Genomic DNA, 19,264 nt, shown 5'->3' with positions numbered 1-19,264 from the left:
AATTAGTTGCCTAAAAAAAATAGCCTGCTGTAAAAGGCTTTATTTGAATTGTAGTACAGGGAAATTTTATTAAAAATGAGGTTTTTTCACAGCCTGACGGTTTGCAGCTACAAGAAGTTGGCGATTACGAAGCACAAAACTGTCTGCCACCACTGAACCTGATACGAAGCACAAAACTTCATTTAACCACTGAACCGCCAATTTCTTGTAGGTGCTGTTATGCCTTCGTTGTTCTTTTTTTCACTACAAATTTAGTGATTTCAGGCGTTATATTTATGTGATTCCACCACCAAAAATGAAGATGTTTCGCAATCATATTTCTCCGAAGTTTATAGGTTTTGTAATTAAATGCTCCAATTTACTGGTTGCTTTATTAGCTCTATAAATGCTTCTTACCAGTTGTAAGGCATCACGCTTCATATCTTGCCCCAAGGTGTATTTATACTCCTTTGAAAAATCTTTGGTACACTCAAATATTTTCAAAATTAGTTTATATGTATCTCGGTAAACCGGTAAGTCATAGTATAATGCCATTTGGTTGCAAAAATAAAATCGACCGCTTCGCGGTAATATTTAAATTGTTAAATGGATAAATGGTTAAAAAGCCCTTACTCCACGCACGGTGCTTGTAATTCGCTTATCACTGTTGGTGGCGTTACCATTGTTGAAGAAGAAGGTGGACGCATAGGTAGCGCTATACTCGGTACTGCTCCAATAGTAAGCTGTACTTGAAAGTAGCGTGTTGCCACCTGCCCACAAGCCTTTTTGGGCACTATAACGGTTATAATACAATAATCCTAATTCATCAATACTTGGTAAATACCAACCTGCACCTAAACCTGCAATGTATGTTGCTGCTGGGCTACCGGTCATTAAGCCAGTATTGTAGTTACCATCCCAAGAACGGTTTGCATTTACTAATGTGGCTGGTGTTTGCCAAGCAGCTGTGCTTTCAGTAAGTGCTACTATAAGCCCGTGTTCTAAACCATCGCTGCCTTTGTATAGGTGATAAATTATTCCGCCATTAAAGGCTTCGCCTAGGTAGTGGGTAAAACCACCAATTGGACCTGCTGCACCTGTTAAACCTGTTGCTCCAACTAAACCATTTGTTCCGTTTGTTCCTGCTACACCTGTTGCTCCTGTTAAACCGATTGGACCTTGTGGCCCCGGTGTTCCGTTAGCACTAAACAAAGCATAAGGCACACTCATTAATTCGTTTGTACCAGCTATGGTGTAAACTGTTCCGCCTGTTGGGTCAGTTTCTGTTTTTATAAAGTAAGGACTAGCCGCCCAATTAATAGCAGAAAATGTGCCTGTAACAGGAGTTCCTGTTCCAATTTCTAAACTTACTAAACCATTGGCGTTGGTGCTTGGTGTTTGCGTTTCTACATATACAGCCGTACCGGTTGATGAACCTTGCAATATGCTAATTTTCATTCCAACGGGTGTTGATGTTATTAACGCACTACTACTGTTGCGAATTACGGCTTGGTAACTCATTTTTTGTGGGGCTTGGGCAAATACACTTGCCGTTAATAAAAGCCCTGCTACGATTGAATAAATTTTTTTCATAATTTTAAAGTTTAGTTGTTAATACTTTTATTCGTTCCCGATACGCTTCGCTATCGGGACTAATTCGGCTACGCGTTTTTATTTAAAAACACTGCCTCATTGAGTTTTAATGATTTTAAATGTTTTTACTTCGTTGTTATTGTTGGTTACTTTTAAAAAATAAGTGGCAGTAGGTAAGTTTTCCATTGCAATGGTTTCGCTACTGCTTATTATTTTTCGACTTTCAATTAATTTTCCGCTGATGTCATAGAGTTGAAAGTTCAAAGTTGAAAGTTCAAAGTTGCCAACACTTAGCGTTAAAAAATTGGTAGTAGGGTTTGGGTAAGCTGTTAATTCCAATTTAATGGAATTGTCTTCTATACCCAGCACAATAGAAATTTCGTAGGGTTGCTGCACGCCTTGTGCTACCGAACCGTTTGTACCTGTATTGGTGGTATAAACAATTTGCCCTACCGAATAAGCAACGGTTCCTCCGCTACCCGAAGCATTACCGCCTGTGGCAGTACTTGCTTGTTGTGCTTGTGCTGTTAGCCCGAGTCCTAACAACAAAACACTCAATTTTACTTTTTTGTGTTTCATTTTGCTTGTTTTAATTGTTGTTTTGCAATAATACGCTTTTTTCTGTCTGTGGGTTTATGTTTACGCTGTCGTCTTTACAATGAGGCATAACTCATTTATACCGGCCATAAAATGGCTCCAATCCACCCAAAAAGGGTTGGCTTTGTGCCATAAAAAGCTCTAGTATTTATTTAGCTAATGTATAAATAAATTATTACAAATGATTAATAAAATAGTCTAATTCCTCTGCTTTTTTTGAGGATAAGTCTTTATAAACTCAATAGTTTATTATCTCGACTGCGTGAGGGATGGAAGCGGCATCTCCCGATTTAGAAAAACAAGGCTTTTTAGCTGTAGTTTTTGGAAATAGGGAATACAGCGCACAGCCCGACAGCGCCGGAGCTTGCGGAGGCGGTGACACGCCCAAATAAAAAACCCGATTCTGTTTTAACTTCAATACCTTAAAATAATATTAAATTATAATACAATTGGCAACTTCCCGTTTTAAAAAAGGTAAATTGGCACATTGATTTATTACTTTTGAATACTTTTTATAAAATTATGGATAAGATAAAAATACTTTGGGTCGATGACGAAATTGACTATTTAAAACCGCATATTTTATTTCTGGAAAAGAAAAGCTACATCGTCACCACTTGCAATAACGGCCGTGACGCGATTGATGTTTTTGAAAACGAAAATTTTGACATTGTTTTTCTGGACGAAAACATGCCTGGAATGAGTGGGTTGGAAACCCTTTCGGAAATGAAGGAAAAGAAATCTTCGATTCCGATGATTATGATTACCAAAAGTGAGGAAGAATATATTATGGAGGAAGCCATAGGCTCCAAAATTGCCGATTATTTGATAAAACCCGTGAATCCTAATCAGATTTTGTTGAGTTTGAAAAAGAATCTGGATCATTCGCGATTGATTTCACAGAAAACGACGCTTGATTACCAAAAGGAATTCCGCAAAATATCGATGGAAATGGCGATGGTCAATTCCTATGAAGACTGGGTGGAATTGTATAAAAAATTGGTTTTTTGGGAATTGGAACTTGAGAACATTAACGACCAAGGAATGATTGAAATTCTGGAATCGCAAAAGGCAGAAGCTAATTCGCAATTTGGAAAATTCATCGAACGCAATTATGAAGATTGGTTCGCTCCAAAAGCTGATAAACCGGTTCTTTCACACAATTTATTCCGAGAATTAGTGGTTCCTGAAATTGTAAAAAAAGACAAACCTATTTTGTTTGTGGTCATTGACAACTTGCGTTACGACCAATGGAAAGTTTTTGAAAGCGTGGTGGGTAATCATTATAAATTGGAAAAAGAAGTGCCGTATTACGCCATTTTGCCAACAGCAACACAATATGCCCGTAATTCAATTTTCTCTGGTTTGACACCATTAGAAATGGAAAAACAGTTTCCGAAATATTGGAAAAACGATCCTGAAGAAGGCGGCAAAAACTTATATGAAGCTGAGTTTTTGACAGCCCAATTAAAACGATTGGGATTGAACATCAAACAGGATTATTTCAAAATCACCAATCTCGCCGGAGGAAAAAGACTGGTTGAGAACTTTAGAACATTAAAATCCAATGATTTAGTTACAGTAGTTTACAATTTTGTGGATATGCTTTCGCACGCCAAGACTGAAATGGATGTTGTAAAAGAATTGGCTTCTGACGATAAGGCGTATCGCTCGCTGACTTTGAGTTGGTTTAAGAATTCCCCTCTTTTAGAAATCATTCAACAGGCACAAAAATTGGGTTTCAAATTGATTCTTACCACTGATCACGGAACCATAAACGTAAAAAATCCTTCGAAAGTCATTGGTGATAAAAACACCAGTCTCAATTTACGCTATAAAACAGGCCGCAGTTTGTCCTACGAACAGAAAGATGTTTATGCTGTGAAAGAGCCGAAAAACATAGGTTTGCCAACGATTAATATGAGCAGTTCTTATATTTTTGCCAAAAACGACTTGTTCTTAGCTTATGTCAATAACTATAATCATTATGTGAGTTATTATAAAAATACGTATCAACACGGCGGAATCTCATTGGAAGAAATGATTATCCCTTTTCTGATTTTTAACCCGAAATAATTCAGAATGCAGATTGCAGATTTTAGATTGCAGATTTGCTTAAGAACCATAAACTTTTTAAAGAATGAATATCACTTTTTCATTAGATGAAATCAATGAAGTAGCCAAACAAATTTTAGAACAAAACCCGAATAAAATTATCCTTTTTAACGGAGAAATGGGTGTTGGCAAAACTACTTTAATAAAAGCTTTGGCTAAAAAAATGGGAGTAAATGATGTGACAAGTAGTCCAACTTTTTCTTTAGTTAATGAATATCAAACTACTAATCATCAGACTATTTATCATTTTGATTTTTATAGGCTGAATAATGAAATCGAAGCTTTGGATATGGGAGCCGATGAATACCTTTATTCCGGTAATTGGTGTTTTATTGAGTGGGGCGAAAAGATTCCAAATCTTATTCCGGATTTGCATTCAACAATTTCAATTAGATTGCTTTCTGACGGCAAACGCCTTTTAGAATTAATATAATTTTAAAATTATGGATATTGATAACACCGTTATAATTATTCCGTTTTCTCCAGATTTAAAGGAAGAAATAAAAACGCTGAATTTTGAATGGCTAAAAAAACATTTCAAAGTTGAAGCCAATGATGAGCGTGTACTTTCTGATCCTCAACGAGAAATCATAGACAAAGGGGGAATGATTTTTTATGCCAAGTACAATGACAAAATTGTAGGCACTGTTTCTCTGTTAAAAATAGACGAAACCACTTTCGAACTGAGTAAAATGGCCGTAACTGATGGCGTTCAGGGATTAGGAATTGGCAACAAACTTATGGATTATTGCATTGAATTTGCTCAACAAAAAGGAATAAAAAAACTCATTTTGTATTCGAACAGGAAATTATTGCCGGCTTTATATTTGTATAAAAAATATGATTTTGAAGAAGTTCCTTTAGAAGATGGTATTTATGAAAGAGCAGATATTAAGATGGAGCGCATTCTTTAGTATCGAATTTCCCTTTTTAATAATAATGAATGCTCAATTTATATCGTTATAATGACCAAATTCTGATTTTTTTTCAGTAAATTGTACCACTAATTTCAACAAACAATGTCGATAACTCCATTTACTAAGCAACAGTTATTACCTCAAGAAGAAAAACTTGAAATAGCAAGGCACAAAAGCCAACTTTTCATTGGATTACCCAAAGAAAACAGTTATCAAGAACGCCGCATTTGTCTTACTCCAGATGCTGTAAATTCCTTAACTTATCAGGGACATCGCGTGATGATTGAAGCCGGAGCTGGAGAAAGTTCAAGTTATTCCGACAAAGAATATGCTGATGCCGGAGCCGAAATCACTAAAGATACCAAAAAAGTTTTCAGTTGTCCGATGCTTTTAAAGGTGGAACCTCCTACTCTAGCCGAAATTGCGATGATGAGTCCTGAAACTATTATCATTTCTGCAATTCAGATAAAAACTAGAAAAAAATCCTATTTTGAAGCCTTAAAAAAGAAAAAAATTACCGCACTAGCTTTCGAATATATAAAAGATGAAGATGGCTCCTATCCTGCCGTGAAATCATTAAGCGAAATTGCAGGAACTGCATCGATATTAATTGCTGCCGAATTGATGATTACCAATTCTTTTGGAAAAGGACTATTATTTGGCAACATTACCGGCGTTCCTCCTACTGATGTAGTCATTATTGGAGCGGGAACCGTGGGCGAATTTGCAGCAAAAACCGCTATTGGTCTAGGTGCCAATGTAAAAGTTTTCGACAATTCAATTACAAAACTACGTCGTTTACAAAACAATTTGAATCAGCGTATTTTCACCTCCACCATTCAACCCAAATCCTTATTGAAAGCATTAAGAAGATGCGATGTCGCCATTGGCGGGATGCGTGGCAAAGAACGCTGTCCGGTTGTCGTTACTGAAACTATGGTCGAACATATGAAAAAAGGAGCAGTAATTGTTGATGTGAGCATTGACACTGGCGGCTGTTTTGAAACTTCGGAAGTAACCACTCACGAAAAACCAACCTTTGTCAAAAGTGGGGTATTGCATTATTGCGTTCCCAATATTCCTTCTCGATATTCAAAAACGGCATCCCTTTCAATTAGCAATATCATTACACCTTATTTATTGCAGATTGCTGAAGATGGCGGAATCGAAAGTGCCATCCGTTGCAATAACGGTTTAAAACACGGAGTATATTTATATCATGGAATCCTTACTAATAAAGCCATTGGCGATTGGTTTGACTTGCCTAATAACGATATTAATTTAATCGTGTTTTAAATAAACTTTCTTTTACCTTTGCCAAAAATTAAAATATGAAATTTTCACACCGTTTTGCCTATTACCTTATAGGATTAATAATGGGTTCTTTCTTTGTAGCCGCTGTTTTTAGCGGAAAAGATACCCGTTGCAATTATTTCCCAAACGCCAGAGTTTTAAATGACTTAAGAAATAAACCCTTTAATTATTCGGATAAAGCCTCCCAAATATTGACTGAAAAATGGATTGACACCATCGATATAAAAAACACCTTGAAATTTGGGGATGTTGATTTTGACCAAAGTAATGTTGAATTCAAAAATGGAAAAATTTATGTGATTGAAGGAAAAACTGTAAAAAACCAGGAAATCATACTCAAAGTGATTAATTATCCTGAAAAAGCGGTTTTAGACGATATTATTAAAAAATAGAATTGTAAAAAATTTACCAATAAAACTCCCTACTGGTAGGGTTTTTATGATTGTCGATACTTCAACTAAATTCATGGGCATTATATATATTTGGTATAATTTCCACTGCTGTCATTTATTAGCTTTTTGAAATACCAGAAGGTTAAATAATAAATAAAATATCATCCTTAACTCCTTTTCCAATGATTTTTCATATAGGAATTGAATATATCTTCCTTAAAATATTCAGCTTATAAAGAAATGAAAATACATTATTTTCTTTTAACTTCAATAGTCTACATATAGGAGCCTTTGCCAAGCGCAGCCCAGATAATACCACGTTTTTTCATTCTTCATTTGATTACAAAATGGTTTCTCTCAATAAAAAATAGAAGTTTTTTTTATTGAGAGAAATATTTCTTTGTTTTTTAATATGATCTTTTCTCAATGGGCTTTTCAATTGAGAAATGATTTATTTTTTACCAAGTTATTGATTTATTTGGCACTTGTCAGTTTGTATAAAACGAATAGTTTTGAGTGTTTATGATTCTTAATAAGTATTCAAAAATAATTAATACAAAACTGGTAGGTACTAGTATGTAATATATCATTATTGATTTACTTTTGAATTTCATTTTTGATAAAAAATTTATATAAAAAATAATGGATTCATTTATAAATACACATTCTATGATTAAATTCTTCGGGAATGTACCGGAAGGAGGTATTATTGATTCTTGTGAATTAGCCAATAAAAAAGGGATGACAATGAAGGTAATAACATATGGCGCTACTATTACCTCATTAAAAATACCATTGAAAAATGGTGAACTTTTGGATGTGGTTTTAGGTTTTGATAATTTGGAAGCCTATTTGAATTCCTTCAATTTAAAGAGTGCACCGTATTTTGGAGCAACAGTTGGACGTTATGCAGGCCGAATTAATAATAGTACTGTTAATTTAAATGGGAAATCAATTTATTTGAATAGTAACAATAATGCAAATTCATTACACGGGGGAAATATTGGCTTTAGCCAAAAGCAATGGAAGATCAAAGATATAAAGGAAGGTAAAAATCCATCAATAACTTTAAGTTATTTTAGTCAGGATGGAGAAGAAAATTATCCTGGAGATTTATCGGTTGATTTAACCTATACTTTATCAGAAGAAAATGAATTGATTATTGATTATGTTGCCAATACGTCAGAAGACACAATAATAAACTTGACTCATCACAGCTATTTTAATCTTGACGGGCATAATTCTACTATTATAGATCAGAAATTAATGGTTGATTCCTATGGAATATTGGAAACCAATGATCAAAATATCCCGACAGGCAAGTTATTGAATTTAGAAAATAAGCCTTTTGATTTTAAGCAAGCCAAAAAATGTCCACAAGCAATAGATACCACTTTTGTTTTGAATGAAAGTGATGCGTTATCGGCGTCACTTTTCAATCCTAAAAATAATTTAGCGATGTTCGTATACACGAATCAGCCGGCTGTCCATATTTATGTTGGAGGAAATTGTTTTAATGAAATAAAAAGTAAAGAAAATACGGATTATAATGCTTTGAGCGGGATTTGTTTTGAAACTCAAAATTTTCCAGATGCCCCTAATCACAAACATTTTCCTAATGCTGTTTTGAAAAAAGGAGAAGTATATCAACATAAAACAATTTACAAGTTTCAAAACATGTAAAGGCTATTGACAAAGAATCAAAAAATAAAAACGATTTAATTATATTATAATGAATGAGATTTTAATACAAGATACGACAGATTTTTTTAAAGAAAAATTTGGAAATTCACCTTCTAAAACTGTTCTGTCACCAGGTAGAATTAATATTATTGGGGAGCATATTGATTATAATGATGGCTATGTATTACCAGCTGCCATTGATAAAATTATTTGTTTTGCTTTCAAAAAAAACAATTCGAACACCGCAATCATCCAAGCTATTGATTTGAATGAATCAATAGTAATTGATGTTACAAAAGAAGAAATATTAAGCGAGGTCGTTTGGACTAATTATTTACGTGGCGTATTGTTTCAACTGAAATTAAAAGGATATGAAATTGGAGGTTTTAATTGTGCCTTTAGCAGTAATATTCCCACCGGTTCTGGTTTATCTTCTTCGGCAGCTTTAGAATGTGGTTTTTTATTCGGAATTAACGAAATGTTTAATTTAGGAATAAATTCAATTGATATTGCATTAATGGGGCAAAAAGCCGAGCATTGGGTTGGTATCAATTGTGGTATTATGGATCAGTTTTCCAGCGTAATGGGATTAGAAAATAAAGTATTAAAAATAGATTGCCGCACATTAGATTACACATACCACGAGGCTAATTTTGTTGATTATTCTTTAATATTGTTTGACAGTAATGTAAAGCATTCCTTATTCACCTCTGAATACAATAACCGACGTATAGAATGTAACGAAGGTTTGAGTATCATCAAAGAAAATTATCCCGAAATTAATAGCTTCAGAGACTGCGATGTAAATCTTTTGACTAGTTTGAAATCTAAAATGACAGACAATGTATATAGAAGAAGTTTATATGCTGTAAAAGAAATTAAACGTGTAATTCAAGCATGTGTAGCCCTGGACAATGGCGATATTGAAACATTAGGGAAATTAATGTTTGAAACTCACGAGGGATTATCTAAAGACTACGAAGTAAGTTGTGCCGAATTAGACTATTTGGTAGATTTAGCCAAAGTTGAAGAGGACGTAATTGGTTCTCGATTAATGGGAGGCGGTTTTGGAGGATGCACCATTACTTTGGTAAAAAAGGGAAGCGAAAATGCTATTAAAGGGAAATTTACCAAATTATATGCAGACCAATTTGGAATCGAATTAAAAATATATGATGTAAAAATTTCCAATGGAACATCACTTTATAAAAAAAATTAAGTAATGAAAAAATTTGATATCTACGAAGATCCGCATAGACGATTTAATCCTCTAATCAACGAATGGGTTTTAGTTTCTCCACACAGAGCCAAGCGTCCTTGGCAAGGTCAAAAGGAAACAATTGCTGAGGATGGAAGGCCAGAATACGACCCAACTTGTTATTTATGCCCAGGCAATGTTCGTGCTAATGGTGAAGTAAATCCACAATATACAAGTTCATTTGTATTTGATAATGATTTTGCTGCATTGAAACAAGAAGAAATAGAGTTTCATGAAAGTAAGGAAACTACTTTTTTTAAAGCTAAACCAGAAAGAGGAATCTCTAGAGTGGTTTGCTTTTCTCCAAAACACAATATAACCTTACCTGAAATGGATTTGTCAACAATCGAAGAAATTATTCGTACTTGGCAAAGAGAATATACAAATTTAGGGAAAGTTGATTACATTAATTATGTACAAATTTTTGAAAATAAAGGAAGTGTAATGGGTTGCAGTAACCCCCATCCTCACGGTCAAATTTGGGCACAATCTTCAATACCTACTCAAATAGAAAAAACACAAAATAGCTTAAAAGGGTATTTCGATAAAAACGGTAGTAACTTGCTTCTGGACTATGTGAAAAAAGAATTAGAAGCAAAAGAACGTATTATAATAGAAAACGAAAATTTTGTGGCATTGGTTCCTTTTTGGGCTGTTTGGCCATTCGAAACCTTGATTGTTTGCAAGCGTCATGTTACTAAGATAACTGATTTTAATACAGTAGAAATATCGGCTTATGCAATAATTTTAAAACAATTGACAGCTAAGTACGATAACCTTTTTGAAACATCTTTCCCCTACTCTTCGGGTATTCATCAAGCTCCAACTGATGGCAAAGATCATCCGGAATGGTTATTTCATATGCATTTTTATCCACCATTGTTGCGTTCAGCTTCTGTTAAAAAATTTATGGTAGGATATGAAATGATGGGCGAATCACAACGAGATATTACTGCAGAGAAAAGTGCTCAAATGTTAAGGAATTTATCTGACGTACATTATAAAAGCAAATAAGAAATGAAAATATTAGTAACTGGAGGTTTAGGATTTATCGGTTCGCATACGGTTGTAGAATTGCAAAATAAAGGTTTCGAAGTGGTCATTATTGACAATTTATCGAATTCCTCGACTGCAGTTTTAGAAGGAATTACTTCTATAACAAATCAATTGCCTCTTTTTGAAAACATCGATTTAAGAGATAAAGATGCGGTTCACAATTTCTTCGAAAAATATACAGATATTGCTGGAGTAATTCATTTTGCGGCCTCAAAAGCTGTGGGCGAAAGCGTTGAAAAACCATTATTGTATTACGAAAACAACATTGGCAGCTTAGTATACTTGTTACAAGAATTACAAAATTTGCCTGAAGCGCATTTTATATTTAGTTCTTCATGCACGGTATACGGTCAAGCCGAAAAAATGCCAATTGATGAAAATTCACCTATTCAAGCAGCGATGTCCCCTTACGGAAACACAAAACAAATAGGCGAAGAGATTATTACTGATGTTACAAAAGTGAGTAATATTAAGGCGATTTTATTACGTTATTTTAATCCAATAGGAGCTCATTCATCAGCAGCAATCGGTGAATTACCGCTTGGGGTTCCTCAGAATTTAGTGCCATTTATTACGCAAACAGCTATGGGATTACGTAAAGAACTTTCGGTTTATGGAAATGATTATCCCACACCCGATGGAACTTGTATTCGCGATTATATTCATGTGGTCGATTTAGCAAAAGCACACGTAGTTGCTTTGCAACGCTTATTAGATAAAAAAAATATTGAAAAAGTAGAGATTTTTAATTTAGGTTCAGGGGTAGGAAGTTCCGTTTTAGAAGTTATTGAAGCTTTTGAAAAAGTAAGCAATCAAAAATTAGCCTATAAAATAGCCAATAGACGTGAGGGCGATGTGACTATGGCTTATGCCAATACCGATAAGGCCAATTCTATTTTAGGTTGGAAAACCCAATTGAGTTTGGAAGAAGCCATGGAAAGTGCTTGGAAATGGGAACAAAAAATTAGAAGTTAAAAATCAAACAACCAAAATTAAATAATAACAAATAAACCAAATTATGAAAACATTACAACTTGCAGATTATCTGGTCTTTCTAATATACTTTTTTATAGTATCTGGATATGGCTATTGGATTTACAAACGAAAACAAACTGCCAAACATTCGGCTTCGCACGATTACTTCTTGGCAGAAGGTTCATTAACTTGGTGGGCTATTGGAACTTCATTAATTGCCTCCAATATTTCTTCTGAGCAATTCATTGCCATGTCCGGTAATGGATTCAAAATGGGATTGGCTATTGCAAGCTATGAGTGGATGTCAGCATTGACATTAATTATTGTGGCTGTGTTTTTTATTCCAGTGTATTTAAAAAATAAAATTTACACAATGCCCCAGTTCTTGAGTGAAAGATACAATGGAGACATCGCCATGATTATGGCCGTTTTCTGGTTGTTGCTTTATGTAATAGTAAATTTGACTTCCATCCTTTATTTAGGAGCATTGGCCGTGAATGGTATTTCTGGAATAAACTTAGATTTGTGTATGTATGGATTGGCTTTCTTTGCTATTATTATTGCTTTGGGAGGTATGAAAGTGATTGGTTATACTGATGTTATCCAAGTGGTTTTCTTGATTTTTGGGGGCTTAGTGACCACTTATTTAGCATTGGATAAAGTAGCTGAATTAAACGGACAACACGGCATGGTTCAAGGATTTAACTATATGATGAATCAATCTGGAGATCATTTTCATATGATTTTCAAAAAGGATAGTCCAAACTTCCCTAGTTTACCTGGACTTACCGTATTGCTTGGAGGAATGTGGATCGTGAATTTAAATTATTGGGGCTGTAATCAATACATCACTCAAAGGGCTTTAGGCGCTGATTTAAAAACAGCTAGAAGTGGTATTCTATTTGCAGCTTTCTTAAAGTTATTGATGCCTGTTATTGTAGTTTTACCTGGTATTGCCGCTTATGTAATTTATATGAAAGGTGGTTTGCAAACAGAATTGCTTGGCCCTGACGGAGTTTTAAATCCAGACCGTTCTTATCCTGTTTTGTTAAATCTACTTCCCGTAGGATTAAAAGGTTTGTCTTTTGCTGCTTTAACAGCTGCAGTTGTAGCTTCTTTAGCCGGTAAAGTAAATAGTATTGCAACTATTTTCACATTAGATGTCTTCAAGAAAAAAATAGACGTAAATGCTAGTGAAAAGAAAATGGTTAGAGTGGGTAAATTAACGGTTTTAATAGCAATGCTTTTAGCGGTTATTATTGCACCACATTTAGGAATTGATAAAAAAGGAGGTTTTGAATTCATTCAAGAATATACAGGATTTGTGAGTCCAGGTATTTTCGCTATGTTTATTATGGGATTCTTCTGGAAGAAAACAAGTTCAAATGCTGCCATGTTTGCAACAATTGGAGGATTTGTATTGTCTGTTATTTTTAAATTCTTACCAAATTTTATGAATTTAGAGTTTTTACATTCGACTGGTTTTTCCGCTTTAGTAACTCAAGAGAACGGTGCAAGTTTATATGAAATTCCATTTATAGACCGTATGGGTTTTGTTTTTGCAATATGTGTTATTCTTATGATTGTTATAAGTTTAATTGATCAAAAACGCGGTTTGAAAACCAAAGGATTGGAAATAGATTCTTCTATGTTTAAAGTGAATAATGCGTTTTTAGCGGGAAGTTTAATTATTGTAGGGATTTTAGTAGCCTTATATTCTGTGTTCTGGTAGAAAACTAGTTTTATTTTATATTTCAAAGCTCCCTTTTTTTATTAAAAGGGAGCTTTTTTATTATTTTGTCTTGTATTAAAACAGAGGACTATTTAATCTATTTCAAATCTATTTTTGGGTTATCGTGATTAATGGTAAAAATTCGAGGAATTTGTTTATTGTAATTTTTGTTATTGTCTGTTGTTCTGTTTTCTATATTTATTCTCCCTATTTTTTTTATCTCCAAATCGTGTTATACTATCTTGCCCTACTACGTTTACAAAATCTAGTACTTTGTATCTGTTAGGTTTCTCCATTACAGCAGCCTCCTCCCTTAAATCTTTCAGAATCATGCCTTCTTTGATTAGTGTTTGAATTTCTTTGACCCTTGTGATTTTTACAGGTATTAAATTGTCTTCATTGGGATAACTAAACCACATTATTTTTTTTTCAATATCTGTTTTTTCAAGTCTTGCTAACCCTTTAAGTGTTTGAATACTTTTCAAATCAGTGTCCTTTAAAGTTAGTTTATTATCTTCTCGATCTGCTATTAAACAACATTTAAATTCAGTCCATTGTTTATCTTTGCTCCTGTTTCTATCACTACTATTAAAATCGGTTGACCAAGCAGAAAAGCAGAATTCTCTTCCACAAGTACCAATACCACCCAAGCGTCTCGCCTCTTCCAGAAGACTAATATGACGCATTTCTATTTTGATATGAAAACTTGCAGCCATTACCAAAATCAATTCCCGGAAATCTACCCGTTTATCTGCTGTATAATAGAAGGTGGCTTTGGTATTATCCCCTTGATAATCAACATCACATATTTTCATCTTTAAGTTTAAATCTTTAGCTAAAATGCGTGCTTTAACCATCGTTTCAGATTCCAATCCTTTAGCAGTTTTCCATTTTTCAACATCCACTTCTGTTGCCTTTCGATAAATTTTTTTAATAATTTCGTCACTATTAACTTGGTGTTTTTTTAATTGCAACCGAACCAATTCGCCGGTTAATGAAACATGTCCAATATCATGTCCGCCATAGGTTTCAACAACTACTAAATCAGTATTTTTTAGGTTGATGTTTTTAGTATTTATATAAAAATCTTTACGCCCTCCTTTAAATTTTATTTCAACAATGTTGAATTTTTGTTGTTGGTGCGGCAATGGTATGTTGGCAAGCCAATCATATACATTTAATTGACTATACCCACCGATTATGGATGGTTCATTATTATTAAATTTTGCAGAAGTATCCATAGCTATTGTATAAATTAATATTTTCTATTTGTCAAACTATCATTTTGTTCCTTTTTGATGTCTTTTAATCAGTATCTACAAATACCTCTAGCACTTCTGGCAAATATTCAGCACAGGAGATCTTCGTCGCTTTCGATGAGTTCTTTCTTTTCAAGAATAACTTTATCAAATAGAACTGTTCGTTTTAAGAACTGTTGCTATTTTTTATTTTCTTTTAGGATTAATCTTAATGAAGAGTCTTTTGTGAAATAACTCCAAGCCCAATTAATAAATATTATTAATTTATTTTTTACACTTAGAATCAGCATAAGGTGCACTAACATCCAGGTTAACCAGGCAAAATAGCCCTTGAATTTTATGAAGGGTAAATCTACCACGGCTTTATTTTTACCGATAGTGGCCATTACACCCAAATTGGTGTATTCGTATTGCCTTAAGGGTTTGTTTTGTAATAAAAATTTAAAATTTTTGGCCAAATTTTTCGCTTGGTTTATAGCTACATTTGCCACTTGAGGATGTCCTTTTGGATAAGCAGGTGTTTCCATGTAAGCAATATCGCCCAATGCATATATATTGGAATAGCTTTGCACTAAATTATATCGGTCTACTTTAAATCGATTGTTTACAATTTGTTTTTCGTCAATGCCACTGATTATATTTCCGGTAACTCCGGCTGCCCATATTACGTGTTTGCTTTTTATGCATTCACCATTATTCAAGGTTACAATTTTACCATCGTAATCTTTTACAATTACATTTGTTTTGACGATTACTCCTAATGTTTTTAAATAATCTTCAGAAGCTTTTTGTGCCATTTCACTCATGTTGCTAAGGGTATGTGAACCTCCTTCCAACAAAATAATTTTAAGATTATTAAAATCAATTAATGGATAATCTTTCGGGAGAATGTTGTGCTTGATTTCCGAAAAAGCGCCAGCTAACTCCACACCGGTAGCTCCTGCACCAACAATCACAATATTGAGCAAGTATTCTTTTTCGCTTTCATCAACAGAAAGCAAGTTTTCAAAATTTTGCAAAATGCGGTTTCTTATTTTAATGGCATCATACGTTGTTTTAAGACCATATGCATGTTTTTCAATATTCTTGTTGCCAAAAAAGTTCGTTTTACATCCGCTTGCTATTACCAAATAATCGTAATCAAAACTTCCTATTGTTGTTCTAATACTATTTACATTTGGTTCTATACTCAAAACTTCAGTCATTCTGATTTGAGTATTTTTTCTCTTTTGAAATATTTTACGAAGTGGAAATGAAATACTACTGGGCTCTATTTGTGAAGTGGCAACCTGATAGAATAAAGGTTGAAACTGGTGATGATTGACCTTATCAATGAGTAAAACATCAAATAAATTTTGATCAAGATGATCAATAAACTGTATCCCTGCAAAACCACCTCCTATAATTATTATTTTATTTCTTTTCATTGTGTCAAGTATATAAATTATTCTGTTGGTAAAATAAAAATTGCATCATTGATAGTATCGTCTATATTGATTTGACATGAAAGTCTGGTCAATGAGGATACAATTGGAAGACTGTCTAACATATCTAGCTCAGCATCGTTAGGAAGTGGCAATTTCTCAACTCCTTTTTCAACCTCAACTATACAGGTTCCGCATAATGCCATTCCTTCGCATGTTGCCAAGATTGGATATTCAGATGCTCTGAGGACTTCCATTAAACTAAGCTTGATTCCCTTCGGAATTTCAATGGATTTTAATTCAACTCCATTATCTATTACATCAAAAATTATCATCGATTATATTGTATTAAAAAACGTTCACTCCAGTTACGGTCGTGTATTTAAAACTTGGTTTTTTATCTGGATAGATATATTTATAAGCGCCGTGTGCCATAAGCGCCGCTTCATGAAACCCACATAATATAAGTTTTAGTTTGCCCGGATAGGTATTGATATCACCAATAGCATAAATCCCTGCAACATTGGTAGCATAATCTAAAGTATTTACTTCAATGGCATTTTTATTAAGATTCAATCCCCAATTGGCTATAGGGCCAAGCTTTGGACTTAAACCAAATAAGGGAATTAAATAGTCCGTTTCAATTTCATTAATTTCTTCTTCTTTATTGGATACACTAACTGATTTTAATATTCCATTTCCTTGCAAAGACAGAAGGTTTGTGTTTAAAAGCAAGTTTATTTTTCCTGCCTTCGCTAAATCAGATATCTTTTCTGCCGAATCTGGAGCCCCTCTTAAGGATTCGCTTCGATGTACAAGCGTTACTTGTTTTGCGATATCGGTCAAGAAAATTGCCCAATCCAAAGCAGAGTCTCCACCTCCGGCAATGACAATATTTTTATCTCGGAATGTCTCGGGATCCTTTACCATATATACGACACCATTGCCCTCAAAATGTTCTAATTTCTCCAAATCAGGTTTTCTTGGTTCAAAGCATCCTAATCCACCGGCAATAACAATTACTTTAGCTCGTATTTCTGTATGATCTGAAGTTTTTAAAATAAAAGTTCCATCATCAAGTTTGGTAATTGTATCCACTCGCTCTCCTAAAGTAAAGCCAGGTTTAAAAGGTTCAATCTGCTTATACAAATTATCTACAAGTTCCTGTGCCTTTATTTCTGGATAGCCGGGAATATCATAAATCGGCTTTTTGGGATATATTTCGGAAAGTTGTCCGCCAATCTGGGGCATTGCATCAACAAGATGGCACCTCATTTTTAATAAGCCAGCTTCAAAAACGGCAAACATTCCAACTGGTCCAGCCCCTATTATACAAATATCTGTTTCAACTTTATTCATTTTTGTTTTACTAATAATTTAAAATTTATTTCACTTAACGAAACGAACATTGATTGTATCCGTTTTAAATCAATTTCCCTCCTTTTAATTAATATGCTGCTGTAAATATCCAAGTGCTAGTTTGCTTGATGTAACATTCTTCTCTTAGCATTTAATTTTTTAAAAGGCGAGCTTTTGTTGTTGGTTATTTTATGTGGAAATATCATTGGTCATTTTCCATACCATGATCGCTTTATCATCACCGGTTGAAACCAAGTAATTATTAAAATCAATCCATAAAAGTTTATTTACCGAATGACTATGTCCTTCGTGTTGCATTTTATCAATCCGCAACAGCATCTCAAAGTTTTCAGCATCCCATATTTTAATTGTTTTATCTCTACTTCCAGTGGCAAAAAACTTTTTATCAGGACTGAAAACGACGCTGTAAATTGCATATTTATGGGCAGGAATATGACGGATTAAAGCATAATCGTTTTCAATATCCCATACATTCAAATAGGCATCTCTTGAACCAGATAAGAGGTATTTCCCATTGGGATGATAGCAGGCTGCATTCACCGAAAAGTCATCAAGATGTCCCTTAAGAATTTTCTTTTCTTCAAAGGTTTCAAAATCAAAAATCCGAATAGTTCCATCACCGCATCCAATAGCTGCTTCTTTTAAAACATTATTGAAATGAATACTTCGTATCTTTTTATCGCAAAGTTTTAAAGCGGTAATCAATGAGAAATCATTTATGGACCAAATTGAAACTGTACCATCACCAGCGGCAACCCAAAAGGATTCTTGTTCCGAAAGATATTGGATATCATAAACAGATTCCCGATGAAGCTGTAATAGCTTTATTTCTTCATTTTTGTTCAGGTCAATAACATGGATACCTCCTACTGACTGACCAACAAGCAATATGTTTCTATCCGGAACATATTTCAATGCCAACGCTTTGGCTGGTATCTTGGCAACAACTTTGTTTTGGTGTTGCTCTTCAAGATTCCACTCTACCACTAAGTTGTCGCTGCTACCAGAGTAAAAAAGTGGAGCACGAGATGCGGGTTCCAATGTGAAAATAGCGCCTCCGTGCCCAATAAATTGGCCTGTTTTTTCGACTTGTATTTTTGTTGGTGCAGTTATCATACGAGATGCATATTTTCTTTTTTATTGAGTAATTCTTCAGTTGTTTCTCTGTATTTCGGATCATCCACGCAACAATCTACCGGACAAACGGCGGCACATTGTGGTTCATCGTGAAAACCGACACACTCGGTACATTTATCCGGTACGATATAATAATAATCCATAGACACAGGCATATTGGGAGTATCAACAGCCACGGTATTGCCAGAATTTTGTCCTTTGTAAGTGCCTTTGAGTGCAGTTCCGTCAGCATATCTCCATTCATCACCCCCTTCATAAATTGCATTGTTGGGACATTCAGGTTCGCAGGCCCCACAATTTATGCACTCCTCTGTTATCATTATTGCCATTGTAATAATTTTTTATAATCAAATATTAATTTAATAATTCATTGGTTCTTTCTCCAATGATATTTTGTAAAACTCCCGAAACGTCTTTTTCGTTTTTCATCAGGTCTGCCATAGTTACCTTATC

At 34.2% G+C, this 19,264-nt stretch carries 20 protein-coding genes; 11 read left to right on the top strand and 9 right to left on the bottom strand.

Annotated elements, in window-relative coordinates:
- Positions 1 to 312: 312 nt before the first annotated feature.
- The 3 genes from ACH2BV_RS07070 to ACH2BV_RS07060 all read right to left on the bottom strand — a co-directional run bounded on the left by ACH2BV_RS07070 (position 313) and on the right by ACH2BV_RS07060 (position 2,151).
- Positions 313 to 534, bottom strand: a complete 222-nt coding sequence (locus tag ACH2BV_RS07070; RefSeq protein WP_395050024.1) for a four helix bundle protein — start codon at positions 532 to 534, stop codon at positions 313 to 315.
- A gap of 63 nt (positions 535 to 597) precedes the next feature.
- Positions 598 to 1,572 (bottom strand): hypothetical protein, encoded by a 975-nt coding sequence (locus ACH2BV_RS07065; protein WP_395050023.1) that lies wholly within the window; start codon positions 1,570 to 1,572, stop codon positions 598 to 600.
- A 96-nt stretch (positions 1,573 to 1,668) separates the two neighbouring features.
- Positions 1,669 to 2,151, bottom strand: a complete 483-nt coding sequence (locus ACH2BV_RS07060; protein ID WP_395050022.1) for a T9SS type A sorting domain-containing protein — start codon at positions 2,149 to 2,151, stop codon at positions 1,669 to 1,671.
- A 287-nt stretch (positions 2,152 to 2,438) separates the two neighbouring features.
- Between ACH2BV_RS07060 and ACH2BV_RS07055 the strand changes: the two genes are divergently transcribed.
- The 11 genes from ACH2BV_RS07055 (at position 2,439) to ACH2BV_RS07005 (ending at position 13,611) form a co-directional block, all read left to right on the top strand.
- Positions 2,439 to 2,561, top strand: coding sequence for a hypothetical protein (locus ACH2BV_RS07055; protein ID WP_395050021.1), 123 nt, complete (start codon positions 2,439 to 2,441; stop codon positions 2,559 to 2,561).
- A gap of 130 nt (positions 2,562 to 2,691) precedes the next feature.
- On the top strand, positions 2,692 to 4,245 hold the full coding sequence (locus ACH2BV_RS07050) for a response regulator (RefSeq protein ID WP_395050020.1): 1,554 nt from the start codon (positions 2,692 to 2,694) through the stop codon (positions 4,243 to 4,245).
- 64 nt (positions 4,246 to 4,309) lie between these two features.
- The gene (gene tsaE, locus ACH2BV_RS07045) at positions 4,310 to 4,717 is read left to right on the top strand and encodes a tRNA (adenosine(37)-N6)-threonylcarbamoyltransferase complex ATPase subunit type 1 TsaE (RefSeq protein ID WP_395050019.1); all 408 of its coding nucleotides are present in this window, start codon (positions 4,310 to 4,312) and stop codon (positions 4,715 to 4,717) included.
- Between the two features lie 10 nt (positions 4,718 to 4,727).
- Positions 4,728 to 5,198 (top strand): GNAT family N-acetyltransferase, encoded by a 471-nt coding sequence (locus ACH2BV_RS07040; protein WP_395050018.1) that lies wholly within the window; start codon positions 4,728 to 4,730, stop codon positions 5,196 to 5,198.
- Between the two features lie 105 nt (positions 5,199 to 5,303).
- Positions 5,304 to 6,497, top strand: coding sequence for an alanine dehydrogenase (locus ACH2BV_RS07035; protein WP_395050017.1), 1,194 nt, complete (start codon positions 5,304 to 5,306; stop codon positions 6,495 to 6,497).
- 35 nt (positions 6,498 to 6,532) lie between these two features.
- Positions 6,533 to 6,907, top strand: a complete 375-nt coding sequence (locus tag ACH2BV_RS07030; protein ID WP_395050016.1) for a DUF4258 domain-containing protein — start codon at positions 6,533 to 6,535, stop codon at positions 6,905 to 6,907.
- Positions 6,908 to 7,576: 669 nt separating this feature from the next.
- Positions 7,577 to 8,590: an aldose epimerase family protein gene (locus ACH2BV_RS07025; RefSeq protein WP_395050015.1), complete on the top strand. Its 1,014-nt coding sequence runs from the start codon at positions 7,577 to 7,579 to the stop codon at positions 8,588 to 8,590.
- Between the two features lie 49 nt (positions 8,591 to 8,639).
- Complete coding sequence (gene galK / locus ACH2BV_RS07020; RefSeq protein WP_395050014.1) at positions 8,640 to 9,809, top strand: galactokinase; 1,170 nt, start codon at positions 8,640 to 8,642, stop codon at positions 9,807 to 9,809.
- Positions 9,810 to 9,812: 3 nt separating this feature from the next.
- Positions 9,813 to 10,862 (top strand): galactose-1-phosphate uridylyltransferase, encoded by a 1,050-nt coding sequence (gene galT / locus ACH2BV_RS07015; RefSeq protein WP_395050013.1) that lies wholly within the window; start codon positions 9,813 to 9,815, stop codon positions 10,860 to 10,862.
- Between the two features lie 3 nt (positions 10,863 to 10,865).
- Positions 10,866 to 11,879, top strand: coding sequence for a UDP-glucose 4-epimerase GalE (gene galE, locus ACH2BV_RS07010; RefSeq protein ID WP_395050012.1), 1,014 nt, complete (start codon positions 10,866 to 10,868; stop codon positions 11,877 to 11,879).
- 43 nt (positions 11,880 to 11,922) lie between these two features.
- Positions 11,923 to 13,611, top strand: coding sequence for a sodium/sugar symporter (locus ACH2BV_RS07005; RefSeq protein ID WP_395050011.1), 1,689 nt, complete (start codon positions 11,923 to 11,925; stop codon positions 13,609 to 13,611).
- A gap of 170 nt (positions 13,612 to 13,781) precedes the next feature.
- Here ACH2BV_RS07005 and ACH2BV_RS07000 read toward each other — a convergent pair whose 3' ends face one another.
- The 6 genes from ACH2BV_RS07000 to ACH2BV_RS06975 form a co-directional block, all read right to left on the bottom strand.
- Complete coding sequence (locus ACH2BV_RS07000) at positions 13,782 to 14,852, bottom strand: stage 0 sporulation family protein (protein WP_395050010.1); 1,071 nt, start codon at positions 14,850 to 14,852, stop codon at positions 13,782 to 13,784.
- A gap of 197 nt (positions 14,853 to 15,049) precedes the next feature.
- Positions 15,050 to 16,297: an NAD(P)/FAD-dependent oxidoreductase gene (locus ACH2BV_RS06995; protein WP_395050009.1), complete on the bottom strand. Its 1,248-nt coding sequence runs from the start codon at positions 16,295 to 16,297 to the stop codon at positions 15,050 to 15,052.
- 17 nt (positions 16,298 to 16,314) lie between these two features.
- The gene (locus ACH2BV_RS06990) at positions 16,315 to 16,629 is read right to left on the bottom strand and encodes a 2Fe-2S iron-sulfur cluster-binding protein (RefSeq protein ID WP_395050008.1); all 315 of its coding nucleotides are present in this window, start codon (positions 16,627 to 16,629) and stop codon (positions 16,315 to 16,317) included.
- Between the two features lie 13 nt (positions 16,630 to 16,642).
- Positions 16,643 to 17,653, bottom strand: coding sequence for an NAD(P)/FAD-dependent oxidoreductase (locus ACH2BV_RS06985; protein WP_395050007.1), 1,011 nt, complete (start codon positions 17,651 to 17,653; stop codon positions 16,643 to 16,645).
- A gap of 189 nt (positions 17,654 to 17,842) precedes the next feature.
- Entirely contained in the window at positions 17,843 to 18,790 is a 948-nt protein-coding gene (locus ACH2BV_RS06980) for a WD40 repeat domain-containing protein (protein ID WP_395050006.1), read from the bottom strand.
- The gene (locus ACH2BV_RS06975; RefSeq protein WP_395050005.1) at positions 18,787 to 19,140 is read right to left on the bottom strand and encodes a 4Fe-4S dicluster domain-containing protein; all 354 of its coding nucleotides are present in this window, start codon (positions 19,138 to 19,140) and stop codon (positions 18,787 to 18,789) included. The genes ACH2BV_RS06980 and ACH2BV_RS06975 overlap by 4 nt, the downstream gene beginning before the upstream one ends.
- Positions 19,141 to 19,264 lie beyond the last annotated feature (124 nt).

Source organism: Flavobacterium sp., from assembly GCF_043780635.1.
GTDB lineage: Bacteria > Bacteroidota > Bacteroidia > Flavobacteriales > Flavobacteriaceae > Flavobacterium.
This window is presented reverse-complemented; position numbering and strand designations above follow the sequence as displayed.